The organism is Mucilaginibacter sp. GW821-FHT07H05 (genome assembly GCF_059418485.1).
Window position 1 is genome coordinate 42518 of sequence record NZ_JBWKPY010000001.1, and the last position, 20826, is coordinate 63343.

Sequence of the window (20826 nt, forward strand, 5' to 3'; positions counted from 1 at the left end):
GTTTGTTTTATTTTTTTGATTTCACCGATTTTATTAATGATTTCACCGATTTACAATAATAACCGCTCAAATGTGATCGTATTGTTAATCGGTGAAATCTTTCTTATATAGGTGTAATCTTATATTAGAAACGGAAGTGAGAGAACGCTTTGTTGGCTTCAGCCATTTTGTGCGTGTCTTCTTTCTTTTTCACAGCAGCGCCTTCACCTTTAGCAGCAGAGATGATCTCGGCAGCCAGTTTTTCCATCATGGTTTTTTCGCCACGACGACGGGCATAGCTGATCAGCCATTTCATACCCAAAGCCACTTTACGTTCCGGACGAACTTCGGTTGGCACCTGGAAGTTAGCACCACCTACACGGCGGCTTTTCACTTCAACAGCAGGCATAACGTTATTCAGCGCTTTTTTCCAGGTATCTAAACCGTTTTCGCTGGTTTTCTTTTCAACTATTTCAACAGCATTGTAGAAAATGGTGTAAGCGGTAGATTTTTTACCGTCGAACATCATGTTATTTACAAACCTGGTTACCAAAACATCATTGAATTTTGGATCAGGAAGAAGGATTCTTTTTTTTGGTTTTGACTTTCTCATTATTACTATCCTCCTTTAATTATTTCTTTTTACCTTTTGTTGGCGCCGCTGCTACCTGACCTGGTTTAGGGCGTTTAGTTCCGTATTTAGAACGGCGTTGGTTACGACCGGCTACACCTGAAGTATCCAATGCACCACGGATGATGTGGTAACGTACACCCGGTAAGTCTTTAACACGACCGCCACGGATCAATACGATAGAGTGCTCCTGTAAGTTGTGACCTTCGCCAGGGATGTAAGCGTTAACTTCTTTTCCGTTGGTTAAGCGCACACGGGCAACTTTACGCATGGCTGAGTTTGGTTTTTTAGGGGTAGTGGTGTACACACGGGTGCACACGCCTCTTCGCTGTGGACAGCTGTCCAACGCTGGCGACTTACTCTTGTCAACCAGAGCTACTCTACCTTTTCTAACTAATTGCTGAATAGTAGGCATTCTTCCTTTTTTTGTTTATTGTTTTTTATCCCTTTATCCACCAACACGGTGGGCAGTTTTCGGGACTGCAAAAGTAGGAAGATTATTTGTGATATTCAATAGGTTGGCGTAAAAAGTTTTTGGTTTTGCATTATAGCTATATATTAAAATTAAACTGTTGTAAAGTTGTTGTTAATAAAGGGGTTAGCTATAAATTAAAAATAATAAATAATATAGTAACCGAATATGTAAATTGTAGGGATAAATTATAGTAAATGGAATACTTGAAAAGTAAGTGGAACGAATTAAGAGGAGACAAATTTGATCATTGGGGTGCATCTGAATGGTATTTTGAAATTGGTGATGATTGCTATGTGACCAGGCAAATTGAAATATACCAAAACGGCACGGTGCTTAAGTATGATGAAAATAATCTTGAAGATGAATATGGAGGGTTAGCCGAAAAGCCACTTGATTTGGATGATATGGAATATACTATAATTAGCAAAGGTGATTTTGAAGCCATTTGGATTACCTCCCGCCAGTTTAAGCGTGAGCGCCTCAATTGGCGGATATTCAATATATTTAAGGCATGAATATGCTACTGCCGCGTTAAGCGTCCACGCTTGACGTAACTCTTAATTAAGCGTCCACGCTTAATTTAAAAAACTCTTACGTGAGCGTGGACGCTCACTCCGTATTAAGTTCAAGCGTGGACGCTTGAACTGGCGGTGTTGTTAATCTGATGTTTTAACCTATCATATTCATCATAAAAGTTATGGCATTTGGCGAGTGTAGTGCTGCGGTCGATATCAGCGTCATGTCAGCCGTTTCGGATGCCCTGATGCGCATTTCTTTTTCGTAAGCGGCAATGGCTTGATGCAGATCCGTAAACTGGGGATCGGTTAAGGTTTTGCTCAGTTCCAGCGCATCCAGCATGGCCATGTTTACACCTTCGCCGGCGTAGGGCGGCATCAGGTGGGCGGCATCGCCCAGCAGGGTAAGGTTAGGCAAGGCCGCCCAGGTTTGGTCAAGCGGCATACAGTATTGCGGGCGCGGGATCAGGAAATTGGTATTTTCAAACAGTTCGTTCCAAATGGGGCTCCAACCGGCGTATTCCTGCTTAAACCAAGCCAGCACAGCTGTCTTATCGGTAAAATCTAATCCGCAGGTTTTGCTCCAGTTTTCGTTGGTTTTAAAGCTGGTGTAAAAGGCCATGCTGCCATCGCCCTTTGAACTGACGATCAGCGTTTTCTCATCGCCCATGGCAAATATTTTACCACCATGTAATAAGCGGTGTAATTTGGGACTGGTCATTGCCGAGTGGTGTACCAAACCCTCGATAGCCGTAACACCCGCGAAAAACGGTTTAATTGGCGTAACGTAGGGGCGTACTCGGGAGTTTGCCCCGTCGGCACCTATTACCAGGTTGGCGGTGGCAGTAATGCCATTTTTAAATTCCAGTTGCCAGGCATCGCCGATTGGGGTAAGTGCTGCAAAATGGCTGTCCCACACCACAGTACCCGGTTTTAATGAATCTAACAGGAGGTTTTGCAGCGGCCCGCGGTCAATTTCGGGGCGGCCGGGATAGCCTTCCTTATTCATGTCGTCATCCATCACGATATTAGCATGTTTGTCCGTAATACGCAGGTGATCGGCGCCGGGGCGGTAATTGGCTATAAATTCGGGCATTAGGCCGGCCTGGCGTATGGCCAGCAGGCCCGAATCGTCGTGCAAATCGAGCGTGGCACCCTGCATGCGGGCATCTTTGTTTTTATCGCGTTCGTAAACGGTTACATTGGCCCCCTGTATTTGTAAAAGGCGTGTCAGCGTTAAGCCGCCTGGTCCGCCGCCTATAATGGCTATTTTTTTATGGTTGATATTGCTCATTTTATCCTTGTTTAATGGGATAGACGAATGAGGGGGGAGAACATTTTAAATGGGGGGAGGAAATATTCAAATGATCGGGGATAGATCTATTGCCGCGTCACCCCCGCCAGTTCAAGCGTCCACGCTTGAACTTATTCCTGATTAAGCGTCCACGCTTAATAAAACCTTTAAATGTGAGCGTAGACGCTCTCTTCGAATTGCAGTTCAAGCGTGGACGCATGAACTGGCTAAGAGAGAAAGTATTTGGTTGAAAAGACTCTCTGTGTCCTCCGTGAAAATCTTTGTGCCCTTTGTGGTTAAACTCACCACGCCACCCACTCCCGCAAATTCACCATTTTCACCATCACAATCTCCAAATAAAAACGCATATTTAAAGCCTTGAACTATAGAAGAGTAAAGCTCTTGGAAATGTGTTGTAAACCGGCTGATAGCGCCTATCATAATTTAATCAATAACGTACTACTGCAAGTGTGCCTGCTACTTGTTTTAGCAGCTTTATTTGTACCACAAAACACCCGCGCGCAGGACAAGTTCACCATCAGCGGTACCATTAAAGATGCGCAGACCGGCGAAAGCCTCATCGGCGCTACCCTTACCACGGCCGAATTGAAACAGAACGGCGTAGTCACCAACGATTTCGGCTTTTATTCCCTCAGTTTGCCTGCCGGCGATTATACTTTGCAAATAAGCTATATCGGTTATAAAACCATCAGCATAAAAGTGACGCTGAATAAAAACCTGATCGTTAACCAATCATTGCATACCGATAATGAGCTGAAGGAGGTAGTGGTGAAGGGGAACGTACCTGCTAACGATAACATCAGCAACCCGCAAATGGGCGTAAACAAACTGGATATTAACGTGATGAACAACGTCCCCGTGCTGTTAGGCGAAAAGGATATCCTGAAAACCATCCAGTTGTTGCCCGGCGTAAAATCAACCGGCGATGCTAATACGGGCTATTACGTAAGGGGAGGCGGGGCCGATCAAAACCTCATTCTGCTGGATGGGGCGCAGGTTTATAACGCTACGCACCTTTTCGGGTTTTTCTCCATCTTTAATTCAGACGCTATAAAGGATGTCAGCTTGTATAAGGGTGGCATGCCGGCATCGTACGGCGGCAGGTTATCGTCTGTACTGGATGTAAAGATGGATGAGGGCAATAATCAGAATTTCGGGTTCGAAGGGGGGATAGGGCTCATTTCATCGCGCATTAAAGCCGAAGGCCCGCTGGTGAAAGGCAAAAGTTCGTTTATGGTGAGCGCACGGCGCACCTATGCCGATGTGTTTTTGAAGCTCTCCGGAGATTCCAGTCTGAAGGGGAGCAGTCTTTATTTTTACGATCTGAACGCTAAGCTGAATTACCAGCTGGATGATAAAAATACGCTGTACCTGTCAACCTATTACGGTAAGGACGATATCGGCTTAAAAGATAACTTCAGCACCAATTGGGGAAATACTACGGCATCCTTAAGATGGAACCATATTTACAGCAGTAAGCTGTTTGCCAATACTTCAGTAGTGTACAGCAACTATAATTACGCGATAAATAATTACAGCGATAATAACGTGTTCAATGTAGTATCGCGCATTAAAGATTTTAGCGTGAAGACCGATTATACCTGGTTTGCCAATAACCGTAACAAGCTGACATTTGGCGCGGATATTACCCATCATCATATTACGCCGGGCAATATTAACTCTACCCCCACGGCCATATATAATTCCACAAAAATAGAAGACCGTAACGCTTATGAGTTAGCCGCTTACCTGGCCGATGAATTAAAGATAGGCAGTAAAATAAACCTGGTATATGGCGCCCGCCTCAATTTATTTACCCTGCGCGGCCCGGGTGTGTTTTATACTTACGATAGTAATGGCTTTATCAGCAGCACTACTACTTACCCATCGGGCGCGGCGGTTAAAAATTATTTAAATTTAGAACCGCGCATTACAGCCAATTATACCATCAACGCGCAAAACTCCGTTAAAGCATCATATAACCATAATTCGCAAAATATCCATTTGTTATCCAACTCTACAGCGGCCATGCCAACCGATATTTATGTAATGAGCAGCAATAATGTAAAACCCGGCATTGCCGATCAGTTAGCGCTTGGTTACTACAAAAACCTGGATCAAAACAAGTTTGAACTATCGGCCGAGGTGTATTACAAATGGCTGCAAAACCAGATTGATTATAAAAATAACGCCCAGTTACTGGCTAACGAGAATGTAGAATCGCAATTGCTTTACGGCGTGGGGCGGGCTTATGGGATAGAGCTTTTCCTGAAAAAGAAATTCGGCCGGCTGAACGGTTGGGTAGGCTACACGCTGTCGCGGGTTGAACATAAATTTGACGGGATCAATAACGGCACTTATTTCCCGGCCCGGCAGGACCGTACGCACGATATCTCCCTGGTGGGGATCTACCAGCTAAAGCCACGTGTTACGGTTTCGGCCGTATTTGTTTATGGAACGGGTAATGCCGTAACCTTTCCGGATGGTAAGTATAAGGTTGGCGGGGTTACCACCTATTACTATTCGGCGCGTAACGGATACCGGCTGCCATCAGATAACCGGCTGGACCTGGGGATTACGTTTGATGGAAAGCTGCACAAAAAATTCCATTCGGGTTGGACGTTTGGTATTTATAATATGTATAATCGTAAAAACCCTTACAGTGTGATATTTAAGGATACCAAGGATACTCCACCGCGCACGCAAGCTGTTGAAACCAGTTTGTTTGGCATTATCCCATCCGTAACCTGGAATTTTAAATTTTGAGCCGTGTATAAACGCTTGTTAACGATATATAGCTTTATCCAGCTGCTGGCATTTACATCGTGCCAGCGGGTAATTGATATTGATATCAATCATGGCGTATCGTTAATTGTAATTGAAGGTAAAATTACTAACGTGGCGGGCATCCAAACCGTATCCATATCAAAAACAGTACCTTATAGCGATGCCAACGTATATCCGCCGGTAACCGGCGCTACGGTAACCATAACAAGCACCAGCGGTACAACTACCCTAAAAGAAACACAGCCGGGGCAGTATACCATCAGTAATTTCAAGGGAAGATCGGGCCAGGCTTATACGCTTAATGTGCTGGCCGATGGTAAAGTTTATACGGCATCGTCTGTTTTACCCGGCCAGGTAACGCTGGATTCGCTTGGCGTAAGCGGGATCTCTGTAGGCAAAAAAACAGTGAAAACCGTATCGGTTTACTATCATGATCCGCCCGATGCGGCTAACCAGTACCGTTTTATTATGTATGTTAACAGTGTACAGGTAAAGGCGATTTTTACCGTTAACGATGCACTGACCAACGGCCGTATTGTAAACTCCATGCTTTACCAATATGATATTGAATTGGCCAGTGGCGATAAGGTAGAGGTGGAGATGCAGTGTATTGATAAAAACGTATACAATTACTGGTACAGTCTTAGTCAGCAGGGGGGCAATGGCCCGGCTAATTCGGCCACGCCATCTAACCCAACCTCCAATATCAGCAATGGTGCGCTGGGCTACTTCAGCGCGCATACCGTGCAGCGCAAAAGTATTGTGGTGCTTTAAACCCTGAAGGGGGGATAAGCTAAAAGACTAAAGCTAAAAGCACAAAGCTTTCTGCTTTGGTCTTTTAGCTTTCAGCCAAACTCCCCCTTTAGGGGGCTGGGGGGTTACTTCTTCGCCAGCAAATCCCTTATCTCGGTCAGCAATATTTCTTCTTTGCTGGGGACCGGCGGCGGGGCTGTTGCCTCATCGGCCTCGTTAGATCGTTTTAGCGAGTTGATTATTTTTACCACCATAAAAATACAGAAAGCTATGATCAGGAACTCGATTACCGTATTGATAAAATTGCCGATATTAATAGCAACTTCGGGGGTTTTCAGTACAGGGTCGGCGCTTTTTAACGGGATCTTTATGTTCTTAAAGTCGATACCACCGGTTAGATAACCTATAGGCGGCATAATTACATCATTAACCAAAGATGTAACGATTTTTCCAAAAGCAGCGCCAATGATCACACCAACGGCCAGGTCAACTACATTGCCTTTTACGGCAAATTCCTTAAACTCTTTAATGATAGCCATACGTCAAATTTTATACTAAGCTAAAAACTTATACAATATATTGATTTAATTAGTTTTGTCAAAAAACCCAAAACAAATAAAAGGGTTTTAGCATTTCATCAATTATTCTGCATTTTTATTTCGAGTTAATTGATGTAATTTTGCCGCTATCTAACATATGCTAAAACAGAATCTTCAACAAAAACTATTACAGAAACTATCTCCTCAGCAAATACAGTTTATCAAACTATTGCAGGTGCCCACTGTGTCGTTAGATACCCGTATTAAGGAGGAGCTGGAAGAGAACCCGGCGCTTGAAGACCTGAGCCTGACCAACATGAGCGAGCCGGAGGAGCAGTACCCCGACCGCGACCCGGACGAGGATACTTACAACGGCGACGATGAAGGCAGCAGCGATGAGTTTAACATTGATGATTATCTGCAGGAAGATAACGTGAACGATTACGGATCGCGCTATGACCAGAATGGTGATGATGACGAGGAACGTAAAGAGATCCCGATTGCGATACAAACTTCCTTTTTCGAGAATCTACAGAATCAGCTCGATCTTTTGCCTTTATCGGATAAGGATTTCCGGATCGGCCAGCAAATTATCGGCAGCCTGGATGATGACGGCTACCTGCGCAGGCCTTTAACATCGCTTACAGACGACCTGGCTTTTTCGCAAAACGTAATGGCCGAGGACGAGGAAGTAGAGGAGATGCTAAAGGTGATACAGGGCTTTGACCCGGCGGGCGTTGGCGCGCGTACCCTGCAGGAGTGTTTACTGATCCAATTGCGTAAAAAGGATAACGGCGACCCGATCATCAAAAAAGCGATGAATGTGGTAGAGCATTACCTGGATGAGTTTACCCGCAAACATTACGATAAGCTGGAAAAATCGCTCAATATGGATTCGGAAGAATTGCGCGGCGTGGTGAACGAGATTTTGAAGCTGAACCCCAAACCGGGCGATAGCAACGAGATCAACACCAAGCAAATGCAGGTGATCCCCGATTTTCATATCAGCAATAACGATGGGATACTGATACTGACCCTGAATGCCAAAAACGCCCCCGAATTGCGCGTAAGCCGATCATACCAGGATATGTTTGAGCATTACGATAAGGCATCGCAAAAAGATAAAAAGCTAAAGGAGGCTGTTCAGTTTGTGAAGCAAAAGCTGGATTCGGCCAAGTGGTTTATTGATGCCATTAAGCAGCGCCAGCAAACCCTGCTGAAAACGATGAATGCCATTATGCAATACCAGTACGAGTTTTTTTTGACGGGTGATGAAAAGAACCTGAAACCGATGATCCTGAAAGATATTGCCGATAAAATAGGAATGGATATCTCTACCGTATCGCGTGTGGCCAACTCTAAATACGTACAAACCGAACACGGTACCTTCCTGCTTAAATCTTTCTTTAGCGAAGCCATCCAAATGGAAAGCGGCGAAGAAGTATCTAACAAAGAAGTGAAAAAGATACTGGAAGAGCATATTGGTCAGGAAGACAAACGCCATCCCCTGGCCGATGAAAAGCTGACCGAAATATTGAAAGAAAGCGGCTATAACATTGCCCGCCGCACCGTAGCCAAATACCGCGAGCAAATGAATATCCCGGTAGCCAGGCTGCGGAAGGAGTTGTAAGTCTTAAGTCAGGAGTCTCAAGTTCTAAGTCAAAAGTCTTAAGACTTAGAACTTGAGACTTTGGACTTAAAAAGTGTGCTGCGGGCATCTTACTTTGTACTTGTTGTTCAGCAAAATACCGATAACAATTTCGTGGGTGCCGTTGCTGACGGTTTTCAGAGCCGAGGTGGTCAGATCGTACGAATAGCCCAGGTTAATGGATGAGCTGATGTTAAAGCCGGCCAGCGCGCCAAAAGAATCATCTTTACGGTACGAGCCGCCTATCCAGAAAATATCGCGGAAAGCCATTTTAAGGTTCACATCATAAGTAGTAGGCACGGGCTGTATCACTTTTACCAATACCGAAGGCAGCAGGGAAAGGTCTTCGTTCATCGGTACTTTAATACCCGCGGTAAAAAAGTAATGCGGAACGGTTTGACTTTGGGTTATGGTGCTGCTGGTATTAAAGTACAGGTTTTGTTTAAGTAACTGCTGTACCGATACGCCTAAATAATAATTTGCCGAATAGGCCCATATACCAGCGCCTATATCGGGTTTCCACTGGCTGTTATTGCCGTTGGATATGGCAGGATCGAGCGGGTTTTCCAGCGTGATCTCGTTTGTATTAAGGCTGATGTGATTAAGGCCTGCCGATACGCCTACGGCCAGGTTCAGTTTTTCGGTTAGGCCAAGGTGGTAAGCATAGCTCAGGTTCATATTGGTTTGGCTGATTGGTCCCGTTTTGTCGGATACCATGCTGAAACCTACACCGTGGTGAGGTTCGGCTGCCATATAATCCTGCGTGTAGCTGCGGCTGTAGGGGTTTGCACCATCGCCGGGCATGGCGGTAGCATCGCCTTGTAAAAAGGCCTGGCCGATAGGGCCGTTTATAGTAATATAGCTGGTTACGGGCGCGCCCTGCAGGCCCGTCCACTGGCTGCGGTAGCCGGCTTTAAGGTCAATATAATTTTCAATACCGCTTACCGCGGGATTAAGCAAATAACTGTTAAACACGTACTGGGTATATTGCGGGCGCTGCTGTGCGAAAATTTGCTGCAGTCCTGCCAAAAATACCACACACAGAAATAAAATCCTCTTCATTAATTAACCTACCTGATTATAGTTACACTGCCTGTGATTACTTTCCGTCCGTTTTTTGGGTTGATGATGTAATAGTAGGTGCCCACCGGTAAAGCGGCGCCTTTGTAAGTGCCATCCCACGGTAATGGGTAACCAATTGACGAATATAGCTTTTCTCCGTATCGGTTGTATATTTCTATGCTACAATTTGGGTAAGTATCTAAATATTTTATTTCCCAGCGGTCATTTACCCCATCACTATTGGGTGTAAAGGTGTTAGGTACCACCGGCGCCTTCAGTACGGTAATATCTACGTTTGATGATGCCGAGCAGCCGTCGGCCGATGTTACGGTGAGCATATACGTTACATCATCGTTTGGCGAGGCAACCGGGGTCAGTACGTCGTCATGATCTAAACCAATGGCTTTGCTGCCGTTGGCCAGTGTCCATTTATAAGTGAGCGGCTGCACACCGCTGGCCGTTGCGTTAATGGTGATATTGCCACCCTGCAACAGGTGCAGCGCGGGCCCGGCATCGGCTTTTGGGGTTGGGTAAACGGTTATTTGCTGGCTGCTGCCATAAGTACATTTGGTAATATCTGTAGTAAACAAATAGTTAATGGTAAAAGTACCCGGGCCTGATACGGCCGGATCGAATAACCCATCTGACGATACGCCTGTACCGCTGAATACGCCTGTGCCAGCACCATATAAAACCGTGGCCTTAATTTGAACCGGCGGGGCTTCCTGACAAAGGGTGTTAGTAGCGTTTATTGGCGATACATCAATAAGGGGATTGGCATATATCGTTACATCGTTTTCAAAGGTATTTTGACAGATTCCGCCAGAGTAAACAATCATTTTAACATGATAAGTTTGTGATGGTGTATTGTTAAATAAGCCATAATTATGACGGAAAATCCGGTCGGATGGGAATTGATCTTTGGTATAAACGGTTACATCATTTGGATGATTGTTGAAATCAAAATACCATTCAATTTTGGTAACTATACCAAAGTCAACGGTTGATTTATCTTTAAACAATACATCATCGCTGCTGCAAAAGGTATTTGGTACTTCGGTTTTATCAGTGGCGAAGGCTGCCTTGGGTGTCGCGCCGTTTACTGTGAAGGTGTGTGATGTAGTAACCTCGCAGCCATATTTTGATTTAACCGTTAACGTTGCGGTATATACATTAGCCTCGGTATAAGTATGTTTCGGGTTTATAGCCTTTGATGCATTATTGGCAGTTGTGGCGTTTTTATCGCCAAAATCCCAGGTATATTCAAAATCAGCTTCCGTACCATCAGCTATGGTACTGGTGTTCTTAAAAACAGCAAACGCATCTGATATACAAACATCCGGTGGTACAAAATCAACTTGTGGTTGCGGATGCACAATAACCTGGTTAGTAATAAAACTTGTACAGCCTGTACTACTGGTAACTGTAAGGCCAACAGTATAAGTACCTGCTGTTTTAAAAACATGCTGCGGGTTTTGTGTAATGGAGGTGTTTGGGTTTGCTATAGTTGAGTTGGCCGCATCACCAAAATCCCACGCCCATTGGGTAATTGTCCCTTCGTTAGCCTGCGAAGCATCTGTAAATAAGATACTTTGTGTTTCGCAATTTATTGGGGCGATATTAAATGCCGCCACTGGCATTTTGTTAACATGTATAGTTTGCGGTGCCGAAGTGGTGGAGCAGCCATTTTGATTTTCTACGGTCAACGTTGCCAAATAATCGCCCGGAATGGTATAAATATGTTTGGGGTTTGCATTGGTAGCCGTGTTAGGGTTAGCCGCGGTAGCATTAGCCGCATCGCCAAAATCCCAGCTCCAGGTTTTGGTGGCTACGCCATTGATATTGGTAATATCAGCAAAACTTACCTCGGCACCGGGACAAATGTTTAAGGATGAGGCTGTAAATTTAGTATCGGGTATATCTGATATGGTATAATCAAACTGAATATCCTCGTTACTGCCGCATTCGTCGGCGGTAAGGTTTACAACAGTAGCAACCATGGTATAGCTGCCGGATGTGGAATAAGTAACGGGCGAGGGATATTCATAAACGTATAAAGTTGTGCCATTTTTTACCACAGTATCTTTAGGTGCAGTTGGGTTAGTAACTACTGGCGGGCTTCCGTTTTTAAAATCCCAGGTTATTTTGGTTGTTTGATAAGGGATGCTTAACTGTGGCTTATAGCTGATACTTACACAACCCGAGGCGCTTACTGTATTAGTTGCCGGATCCTGTAACTCTATAAACTCATTTAAGTTTTTGAGGTTGGTACCAGCCGCGTAACCGTAGGATTCTACATTTCCAAAGCCATAGGCTATGGCGTTAAAGCCCTCGTTAGCTTGTATATTGTGGGTGCCTGAGTTTACATTTATTTGCGCATAATCATACTGTGTGTTGCCGGGCACCGGCGTAAAGTTTACACCTGTTGTAGTGCCGTCAATTGTAAATGATGGTGATGCCGAATGCGGAATGATTACGTTGATGAAATTTTTGGTAATAAGGTATTGGTTGGTAGAATATAAAGTTACACGATCAATACTTTGTTCAATAGGAGTTAAAAATATCATCTCCGGGTCGCCAGCATCGTTGCCATCGTTCACGCAGTTTAAAGTTTGACCTTGTGTAACAGCATACTGTATTACCTGGATAGGCTTATCAGCAGTTATTACATTGGGGACATCTGAATTAAATTCATAATACAAACTATTTACAAATTGGGTTATGGCAACGCCGTTAATAGTAACTTTGGTAGCCGGATCGCTTAATACTACACGGTAAGTATCGTAATGGCGGCTTTTTAATGGGGCTGTAATGTAATTTTTACCCCAAGATGCGGTAGGATAAACCTGCTGAAACAAGTTATCGGATGTTTGGCTGCCTGTCGCGCAGCCTATCGCTATTTTACCACTGCCCGAAAAAACAGCTATTTTTTTACAAGGCTCGTTGTCTGTACTTATCGACCGGATTATTGTTCCGGTTAAATCGGTAGCGGATAAACCCTGGTATACTTGCCCTTTTGACAAGGTGATTGTAAAGGCTACATTCGCTGGTGAATTATCGTTTAATTTGGCCGAAGGTGTTATTTCAACCTTGGTATTATCTTCTGTTGCTATTACATCAAAGGCCGAGTAACTGTTGGCCTGGTTTGACCTTTGCGTGTAATTAAGCGAAAGGTAACTTTTACCCAGCGTGTTTACGGGCAGCAACAGGGTAGCACCTGATACCGACATAGCATAAATATGTGCATAAACGGCAATAGGCTTTACCGCTGTAATGTGTATGCCCTTTAAAAATGGGCCTTGTGTACCTAAATAGGCGCTGGCAGGTATATCAACAATAGTAACTTGGTTAGCTGTAACATTAAAAGGGATATTGGCGGTTCCGTCAGCTATAGCAACTGTGCCGCTTGTTGACACATCCGACGTAATGTAAAGACTCATTTTACTTGGCGATACACCAGGTGTAGCTACAGCGCCATTAATATGGTCCATCCAGCAGGTCCAAAACTCGGTACCTTTGCTTGTACTTCCCTGTGCCCGAACACGGGCGCAGCTAAAAACAATTAATAGCAGTACAACTACAATCAGTAAGGGCTTTTTCAACCTATTCAATAGTATTAGTTAGTGTTACCGCTATGCCATTCAGGCAAAAACATAACGGTTTGCTAAAAATACATAAATGGTTAAAAAAAAGCGCGTTGCGGTAAAATTAAATTTTCACCCTGGTTAGTTGTTCTAATTCCAGGTTGGCAATTTTTAATTTGTTGGCCAGGTCTTTGTTTTCTTTACGCAGGCTATGGAGTTCCAGCGCGTTTTGGATGTACATTTTCAGTTCATCATCCTGCCATGGTTTTACCAGGTACTTGTAAACCTGTCCGCGGTTAATCGCGCCCATAACGGCGTTAATGTCCGAAAAACCGGTTAATAATATACGGATGGTATCTGGGTATATGGGTAATACGGATTCCAGGAACTCGATCCCTGTTTCGCCGGGCATGCGCTGGTCGGTAATAATCACACCAATTTCTCCGCTCTCCAGTATTTTCCGGCCTTCTTTGGCCGACTGGGCAGTGTATATATTAAAATAACGCCTGAAGGCGGCTTTAAAACTGTTAAGGTTATTCACCTCGTCATCAACATATAATACACCTATTTGCATAGTCACATCATTAGGGTTAGGCAATCAATAGTGTTAAACGAAATTAAAGGTTAAAGGTTTAATTATCGCAAAAATTTATGTAAAATTATTGCTGATATTGAATATAAGCCCACAAATGAGAATAATTACGATTGTTATTGGCCTGCTGACGCTGTTTTTTTTTGCAAATGCAAGCGATACGCTTACCATACACAATAAACAATCGGTGCTTTTAAAAAAAAGTTATTTTACTCAGTTAGAAGACCTGCGTGGCAACATGTCCATTAATGCGGTAATGAATAGCAAAAGCTTTCATCAAAGCAGGTCAACCCTTCCTTTCATGCGGTATACCGATTCGGTTTTATGGATCAAATTTGTATTATGTAACCAAACGTTTCAACCCTATGTAGCCGTAAACGTTACCGGTGTATTTGATACTTTCGATCTGTTTTATGTGGGTACAACAGGGGCTGTTGTACATTTAAGTTCGTTAGATATTAAAAATAAGAACAGCCTGAGGAAGATGAGCAGGATCATAGATTTCCCCATACTGCCCGATTCTACCGCTACCATTTACCTGCGCTTAAAAAGTAATGATTCGTTAGCTATACCTATAAAAGTACAAAGTGCCGATGCTTTTTTATACGATAGTGTAATTGAAAGCCTCACGTTTGGCTTTTTTATGGGGATAATAGTGATCATGGTGATGTACAACCTGATGCTTTTTATACTGGTGAAGGATAAAAGCTACCTGTATTATGTGTTATATATCCTCTTTTTAGGATTAACCCAATGGCTGTCCCGCGGCTTGGGGACGTCATTTTTACCCATAAACACGGTAATACTTAATAATTATATTATACCGGTATCCCGTATATGCTTTTGGTATTCTATATTACTTTTTGTTTATGAATTTTTGCAATTAGATCAAAACATAAAAAAGAAATATACCCGCTATTATTACCTGTTATACGTTTTTATCAGCTTGCCTTTTATCAGTATTTTACTAAATCAAAATACAATAACCTATAGCCTTATTACAACCGGCGCCCTCATTAACGCCACGGTGCTGCTTATTATTGGCATATCATTATATATCAAAGGCTTTAAACCGGCTAAATTTTTTATGCTGGGATGGGGCTTGTTCCTGGTAACCGTTGTGGCAACTATTGCCCGTAACAAAGGGCTGATACGGTTTAATGATTTTACGGCAAATTTTATCCTGTACAGTTCGGCCTTTGAATTGATCATGTTTTCGGTGGCCCTGGCCGATCGTATTAACTTCTATCGTAATCAAACCAGCGAAACCCAGGCTATTGCCCTGGCCATCGCCCTCGAGAACGAGCGATTGATCACCGGGCAAAATTTCGCACTGGAAAACAAGGTTAGGGAGCGCACCCAGGAACTGATAGAAAGTAACAGGAACCTTTCGTTAACGATCGAAAACCTGAAATCGGCGCAGATGCAGCTGGTGGATACCGAAAAAATGGCCTCCCTGGGGCAGCTTACAGCAGGCATAGCGCATGAGATAAATAATCCGATAAACTTTGTAAGCGCCAATATAAAACCTCTAAAAATGGATTTTTTAGAGGTTTTTAACCTGATTGAATATTACCGGCAACTGGTAACTAACCCACAGGATACCACTTTGCAGGAAAAGGCCACCAATTATGCTAAAGAAATTGATATTGATTTTATAAAACAAGAAGTGATAACCCTGCTGGAAGGTATTGAAGAAGGGGCCAGCCGTACTGCCGAAATTGTGCACAGCCTGCGCACCTTTAGCCGTACCGATGAACTGGCGCTTAAAGCGATAGACATTAACCGGTCTATACTAACCACACTGGTGCTTTTGCGCAGCACCATACCTTATGATATCGAAATAAAACCATTGCTTGATAAATTGCCGTTGTTGAACTGTTACCCGGGTAAAATTAACCAGGTACTGGTAAACCTGATCAATAACAGTATACAGGCTATAAAAGCTAAAGCCGTGCACAGGAACGAGTATATCCTGATCACTACCAGGGATTATCCGGAAAATATAGTGATTGAAATTACGGATACCGGCATCGGCATGACCGAAGAAGTAAAGCAACGTATCTTCGATCCGTTTTTTACCACCAAGGATATTGGCGAAGGTACAGGCCTGGGCCTTTCTATCGTGTTTGGTATCATCGAAAAGCACAAAGGGGCTATTGATGTACAGTCGAAACCGGGAGAAGGGGCTACGTTTACGGTGATGCTGCCAAAAACGTTGCAATAGTTAGTATGCTTCGCGTCATTGGGTCATTAGTCGTTTCGCTGTGCTGTCATCTAACCGATTGTCATTGCGAGCGATAGCGTGGCAATCTCGTCGTACGCAGAACAAACTACGAGATTGCCACGTCGCCCTGTAACACAATCCCTACGCTGCTCCTCGCAATGACATTAAGGTTGTTAATCCTTAAAAAATCTTTCGGGATTTGGGATGAAATTAAGGAAGGACTCGAAATTCTCGAGGTAATTGGATTGGTCCAGTTTATAATAGAACGCCCCTTTTTTCGACGATAGTTTTTCCTTTTCGGGCAATTTCACCAGCAGTCCGGTCGACAGGATCTTACGGCTAAAATTACGATCATCTAACTTAGACTGGTAAATGCCTTCGTATAGCGATTGCAGTTGCGGAATAGTAAATTTCTCGGGCAATAGCTGAAACAGGATAGGGTGTAAGGCTGCTTTATAGCGTAATTGTTTTTTGGCCATCTTCACCATTTCGGGGTGGTCAAAAATCAGATCGGGCAATTCGTTCAGCAGAAACCATTCGGCATGATGCTCGTGCGTGAGCTGCTTCTCATACTTATGGATATCTATCAAAGCAAAATAAGCGATAGATAAGGTCCGTTCAACCGGGTCGCGATCGGGCGCGCCGAAAACGTGCAGTTGTTCCATGTACACATTTTTCAAGCCGGTCAACTGTTCCAAAACGCGGTTGGCGGCATCATCCGGTGTTTCACTGGCGTGTACAAAGCCACCCATCAGGCTCCAATGGTCTTTCATGGGTTCAAGGCCGCGGTGTATCAGCAACAGCTTAATGTCGTTACCATCAAAGCCAAATATGATACAATCAATTGCTAATAAAAATTTATCCTGTCCGGTATATTTGTGCATGTTGTTTTTATGGTGTCAAACTTACCAATTTGTCATTGCGAGGTACGAAGCAATCGCACACCCAAAGAGCAGATCTGCATAGTTCGAGATTGCTTCGTACCTGGCAATGACATAATGGCTTGTTATTGGTTATACTTACAAAGCTTCCAATACTTCGTAAGTCTTTTTAATTATCTTAATTCTTCTCAAATATATCACCTTTATTCCATGTTGGGCGTCCTGTATCGTTAGCCACGATATATCCTATCAGGAAATTTAACTGGGCATACTTACGGCCGGCATCAAAATCAAATATACCGTTTATATCGTCCTGTGGTTTATGGTAATATTTGGCGCGCCATTTTTGTACAAATTCGTTCAGGTTATTTTTACCATCCGGGGTACGGGCGCCATATTTAATGTGCAGTGCCGGTATGCCATGTACTACAAAGCTATACTGATCGCTGCGTACAAAGCGGTTTTGCTCCGGTTCAGGGTCGGGCTCAACCGTCAGGCCCATGTATGTTGCAGCCAGGTCTACCGTTTTTGCGAGCGAAGAATGCTCGGCCCCCAGCGCTGTTACCGATAACAGGGGAGCAATGATAGTTGGCATATCGGTATTTACATCGGCCACCATTGATTTTACCGGCACGGTAGGGCGACTGGCAAAATAGCCCGAGCCCAAATCGCCCAGCTCTTCGCCGGTTACCACTACAATCAGGATAGAGCGTTTGGGCTTAATACCCAGGTTATGATAGATCTTGGCTATCTGCAGCAAACTGGCCACACCCGAAGCATTATCATGGGCGCCGTTATAGATAGAATCGCCCTGCACGGGTTGCCCAACACCCAAATGATCGAGGTGGGCGCTGTGTACTACGTATTCTTCTTTTAGTTTTTTGTCTGATCCTTCTATTTTCCCTACTATATTAAAGCCGGCAATATCCTGGTAATCAAAATCGGCCGATGCGCTGATGCCTGCATTTATGGGGAAAGGCATGGGCGTTCCCCCTTTAATTGATGCCGTAATATCCGCCGGGTTTTTGCCGGCGCTGCCTGCCAGCAGTTTGAAAGTTTTATAGCCAATCATGCCCAGCATCTCTACACCGCCATAGTAGTTTCGCGATACCACCGGGATACCTTTTTCGTCCATAATACTATAGCTTCCGCGACGCCCGGGATTAGGTAATATGGCACGTGCGGACGAATCGGCTACGGCAAGTATCACACCTTTAGCACCGTGCGCGGCCGCGTTTTTTTGGATAGTGATCAAATCCATACTGTGTGATGCATCGGATGATGGAAAGCTTTTAGGCGCACCGCGAATAATGACAACGATTTTTCCTTTTACATTTAGCCCGGCATAATCATCATAATTTAATTGTTTCTCGGTAATGCCATAGCCGGCAAAAGCCAGTTGGCCTGACGAACTAACCACCTTATGCACAGGATCAGGATAGATGAATATATCCGTACCATATTTTAAACTATCGGTTTTGCCGTTAACGGTTAAAGTAGCCGCCCCCGTTTTACCCGCGAAAGTGCGGCGGAAACGTACCTGCTGGGTCCAGCCGTTATGCTCGCCGGCGGGTTGCACGCCAAACGATTTTAACTGCTCTATTACATAGTCGGCAGCCATCTGGAAACCCGGTTTACCGGGCTGTCTGCCTAACAATTTGTCATCGGCAAGGTAAGTAATGCTGGCTTTGATCTCATCGGCGCTGGCTGCCTGCATGGCATCATCCACCGCCTTGCCGACTAATTTTGGTTGAGCATAAACACTGTTACCAATCGAAAGCAATGCACAAATTGCACCCGCTGCCATAAAACTTAATTTCATATAACCTAAAATTGAGGACACAAGATAGTTAAATCCTGAATATTTTAATTAACATGAAAGTAACATATAGGCGAGGATGGGTATGGGGCGAGTTTAACCACAGGGGATTTAACCACAGAGTGCACGGAGGGGGAATCACAGAGTACACAGAGAATAATAAACTTGTCATTGCGAGGTACGAAGCAATCGCGAACATTACATGACTGCTCTTTGTGTGTGCGATTGCTTCGTACCTCGCAATGACAAGGCGCAAAACCACAAAGGGCACAAAGAAAAATCCCACTGCCGTTTCAAGCGTCCACGCTTGAAACCTACCTAATGCAAGCGTCCACGCTTGCGAAATAGATTAAGCGAGGACGCTTAATTAGGAAGTGCGATCAAGCGTGGACGCTTGATCGGGCATCAGCAAAACCACAAAGGGCACAAAGAAAAATCTCTGTGCCCTCTGTGCAAAAACTCCGTGCGCTCTGTGGTTAAATCGCCACCACCATCACAATTATTTTCCGATGCGATACACCGCATCATTCCAAAAGATCTCCTTTTTAAATTCGGCTAATTTGGTATCCTTACCAATGGTCAGGTGCTCAATATCGGCCATGTCGGCAAAATCGCTTAAATGTTCATTGGTTAAATTCTGACTGTAGCAGGTATGGTGCGCGCCGCCGGCGTAGATCCAGGCTGCACATCCGTCTTTCATGTTTGGATATGGTTTCCAAAGCACACGGGCGACGGGTAGTTTAGGCAGATCGTTTTGCGGCTCTACAGCCTCAACCTCGTTAACAATCAGGCGGAAACGGTTGCCCATATCCACAATAGAAGCGTTTAGTGCCGGACCTGCCGCTACGTTAAATACCAGGCGTACCGGATCGGCCTTGCCGCCAATACCTAATGGATGTACTTCAACATTTGGTTTGGTACCGGCTATAGACGAATCAATCTCCAGCATATGCGATCCTAAAACCATGGAGTTGCCGCCATCAAAATGATAGGTATAATCTTCCATAAAGGCATTGCCGCCCGGCAGGCCGCTGCCCATTACCTTCATAGCGCGTACTAAAGCCGCTGTTTTCCAGTCGCCCTCACCCCCAAAGCCATAGCCTTCGGCCATTAAGCGTTGCGATGCGATGCCCGGCAGTTGTACCATGCCATGCAGGTCTTCAAAAGTATCGGTAAAGCCTTTATAGCCGCCGGCTTGTAAAAACGTGCGTAAACCTATTTCTATCTTGGCCGCATCGCGCAGGTGGCTGTATTTGGCCCCATTCTTTTGCAGTTCGGGTACGATGTTGTACTGCTCGGCATAAACCGCTATTAATTCATCAATTTGGCTTTCGGTCACTTTATCAATCACAGCAACCAGGTCGCCCACACCATGGGTATTTACCGAGAAACCGAACTTCAGTTCTGCCTCTACTTTATCGCCATCGGTAACAGCTACAAAGCGCATGTTATCGCCAAAGCGAACAAATTTAGCACCCTGCCAATCGTTCCAGCCCGCTGCTGCGCGGCTCCAGGTGTTAATTTGGTCAAGCACTTCCTGTTCTTGCCAGTGGCCAACCACCACCTTGCGGCGGATGCGCAGGCGCGACATCATAAACCCAAACTCCCTATCGCCGTGGGCGCTTTGGTTCAGGTTCATAAAGTCCATATCAATGGACGACCATGGGATCTGGCTGTTAAATTGGGTATGTAAATGCAGTACCGGCTTGCGCAGGATCTTTAACCCGTTGATCCACATTTTAGCAGGCGAGAAGGTATGCATCCAGGTGATGATACCGATACAGTTTTTAGCCACATTGGCTTCCTGGATCAGGTTATAGATCTCCTCCATACTTTTTACAGTAGGTTTAAATACTACCGTTACGGGCACCTGTGGGGCAGCATTAATGCCCGCAGCTATTTGCTTAGAATGCTCGGCTACTTGTTTTAATGTTTCCTCGCCATATAAGTCCTGGCTACCGGTAACGAACCATACTTCAAAGGTTTTTAAATCTATCATTGTATTCAATCTGTTTATGT

The 20826-nt window shown here is 44.5% G+C and carries 15 protein-coding genes; 5 read left to right on the forward strand and 10 right to left on the reverse strand.

Annotated elements, in window-relative coordinates:
* Positions 1-124: 124 nt before the first annotated feature.
* Both rpsG and rpsL read right to left on the reverse strand, forming a co-directional pair.
* Positions 125-592, reverse strand: a complete 468-nt coding sequence (gene rpsG, locus AC07M6_RS00190; protein WP_494886578.1) for a 30S ribosomal protein S7 — start codon at positions 590-592, stop codon at positions 125-127.
* A 19-nt stretch (positions 593-611) separates the two neighbouring features.
* Positions 612-1025 carry a 30S ribosomal protein S12 gene (gene rpsL, locus AC07M6_RS00195; RefSeq protein WP_073405808.1) on the reverse strand — a complete coding sequence of 138 codons (414 nt, stop codon included), beginning with the start codon at positions 1023-1025 and terminating at the stop codon, positions 612-614.
* 254 nt (positions 1026-1279) lie between these two features.
* Here rpsL and AC07M6_RS00200 point away from each other — a divergent pair, with 254 nt between their 5' ends.
* On the forward strand, positions 1280-1600 hold the full coding sequence (locus tag AC07M6_RS00200) for a DUF6881 domain-containing protein (protein ID WP_494886580.1): 321 nt from the start codon (positions 1280-1282) through the stop codon (positions 1598-1600).
* 154 nt (positions 1601-1754) lie between these two features.
* On the opposite strand, the gene AC07M6_RS00205 is transcribed toward AC07M6_RS00200, so the two are convergent.
* Entirely contained in the window at positions 1755-2894 is a 1140-nt protein-coding gene (locus tag AC07M6_RS00205) for an FAD-dependent oxidoreductase (RefSeq protein ID WP_494886581.1), read from the reverse strand.
* A gap of 468 nt (positions 2895-3362) precedes the next feature.
* Here AC07M6_RS00205 and AC07M6_RS00210 point away from each other — a divergent pair, with 468 nt between their 5' ends.
* Entirely contained in the window at positions 3363-5681 is a 2319-nt protein-coding gene (locus tag AC07M6_RS00210) for a TonB-dependent receptor (RefSeq protein WP_494886582.1), read from the forward strand.
* Positions 5682-5696: 15 nt separating this feature from the next.
* A complete protein-coding gene (locus AC07M6_RS00215; protein WP_494886584.1) occupies positions 5697-6476 on the forward strand; it encodes a DUF4249 domain-containing protein in 780 nt (259 codons plus the stop codon).
* Positions 6477-6580: 104 nt separating this feature from the next.
* Here AC07M6_RS00215 and mscL read toward each other — a convergent pair whose 3' ends face one another.
* Positions 6581-6994: a large-conductance mechanosensitive channel protein MscL gene (gene mscL, locus AC07M6_RS00220; protein WP_494886585.1), complete on the reverse strand. Its 414-nt coding sequence runs from the start codon at positions 6992-6994 to the stop codon at positions 6581-6583.
* Positions 6995-7151: 157 nt separating this feature from the next.
* On the opposite strand from mscL, the gene rpoN reads away from it, so the two are divergent.
* Positions 7152-8624: an RNA polymerase factor sigma-54 gene (gene rpoN / locus AC07M6_RS00225; RefSeq protein WP_494886587.1), complete on the forward strand. Its 1473-nt coding sequence runs from the start codon at positions 7152-7154 to the stop codon at positions 8622-8624.
* 66 nt (positions 8625-8690) lie between these two features.
* On the opposite strand, the gene AC07M6_RS00230 is transcribed toward rpoN, so the two are convergent.
* The 3 genes from AC07M6_RS00230 to AC07M6_RS00240 all read right to left on the reverse strand — a co-directional run bounded on the left by AC07M6_RS00230 (position 8691) and on the right by AC07M6_RS00240 (position 13862).
* The gene (locus AC07M6_RS00230) at positions 8691-9704 is read right to left on the reverse strand and encodes a PorP/SprF family type IX secretion system membrane protein (RefSeq protein WP_494886589.1); all 1014 of its coding nucleotides are present in this window, start codon (positions 9702-9704) and stop codon (positions 8691-8693) included.
* Positions 9705-9712: 8 nt separating this feature from the next.
* A complete protein-coding gene (locus tag AC07M6_RS00235; protein WP_494886591.1) occupies positions 9713-13306 on the reverse strand; it encodes a PKD domain-containing protein in 3594 nt (1197 codons plus the stop codon).
* Positions 13307-13412: 106 nt separating this feature from the next.
* Positions 13413-13862: a response regulator gene (locus AC07M6_RS00240; protein ID WP_494887625.1), complete on the reverse strand. Its 450-nt coding sequence runs from the start codon at positions 13860-13862 to the stop codon at positions 13413-13415.
* 115 nt (positions 13863-13977) lie between these two features.
* On the opposite strand from AC07M6_RS00240, the gene AC07M6_RS00245 reads away from it, so the two are divergent.
* Positions 13978-16107 (forward strand): sensor histidine kinase, encoded by a 2130-nt coding sequence (locus tag AC07M6_RS00245; protein WP_494886593.1) that lies wholly within the window; start codon positions 13978-13980, stop codon positions 16105-16107.
* A 173-nt stretch (positions 16108-16280) separates the two neighbouring features.
* On the opposite strand, the gene AC07M6_RS00250 is transcribed toward AC07M6_RS00245, so the two are convergent.
* The 3 genes from AC07M6_RS00250 to araA form a co-directional block, all read right to left on the reverse strand.
* Positions 16281-16991: an NUDIX hydrolase gene (locus AC07M6_RS00250; RefSeq protein WP_494886595.1), complete on the reverse strand. Its 711-nt coding sequence runs from the start codon at positions 16989-16991 to the stop codon at positions 16281-16283.
* A 175-nt stretch (positions 16992-17166) separates the two neighbouring features.
* Positions 17167-18810, reverse strand: a complete 1644-nt coding sequence (locus tag AC07M6_RS00255) for a M28 family peptidase (RefSeq protein WP_494886597.1) — start codon at positions 18808-18810, stop codon at positions 17167-17169.
* Positions 18811-19306: 496 nt separating this feature from the next.
* Entirely contained in the window at positions 19307-20806 is a 1500-nt protein-coding gene (gene araA, locus AC07M6_RS00260; RefSeq protein WP_494886598.1) for an L-arabinose isomerase, read from the reverse strand.
* Positions 20807-20826 lie beyond the last annotated feature (20 nt).